Here is a 628-nt window from a genome sequence, read left to right on the forward strand (position 1 = left end):
TGTTGTGCAAGTTTACGTATAAGGCTATCAACCCCGGCGTTGGCGATAATATGGATATATTCCGGGTAACAGTTAGCCCGCATAATCGGGTTAATATCGCCCAAAATCTCGGTCGCCATTTGGGTTGGAACCTGTACCACATTGCCCGACTCCGTGTAATTAAGCAACGTTTTGAACACCTGTGTTTTGTTTGCTTCCAATGCGGCAACGGCTCCGACGTCCAATTTGTCCGCCAAAGCCCGGCACGTCTTTTCCATTTTGCGCAAAAAGTCGTGTTCATAGGAAATTTCGTTGTTCATGTAGGCGGCGGGAACCATTGTAAAGCCAATGGCATAAGTCGCCCAAACAACCGTTACCAATGCGGACGTATTCTCATCGTCAGCGATAACGCACGAACGGACATTGCTAACCTGTACATCGCCGTCGTAATTGATAACGGGTACTTGTACCGTGTTACCAATGGACGCAAACGCACGGTCACGCAAATTGGGGTTAATGATTGAGGACGGGGCGTTGGTTTGCTCAATGAAAAAATCCAATGCGCCATACTCACACGGGCGGGTCATATTACGATCTAATTCCGGGTTTTCAATCCGCCAATTCTGCAATCTTGTTGCTACTAATGACA

At 47.6% G+C, this 628-nt stretch carries 1 protein-coding gene; it reads right to left on the bottom strand.

The window, feature by feature from the left end; translation table 11 throughout:
• Positions 1–566, bottom strand: a 566-nt coding sequence (locus ACFFUV_RS23595) for a hypothetical protein (protein WP_390198418.1), incomplete at its 3' end; no start/stop codon positions are given.
• Positions 567–628: the final 62 nt, after the last annotated feature.

The sequence above is a fragment of the Vibrio olivae genome (genome assembly GCF_042428525.1).
In the GTDB taxonomy this organism is placed as follows: Bacteria; Pseudomonadota; Gammaproteobacteria; order Enterobacterales; family Vibrionaceae; genus Vibrio; species Vibrio olivae.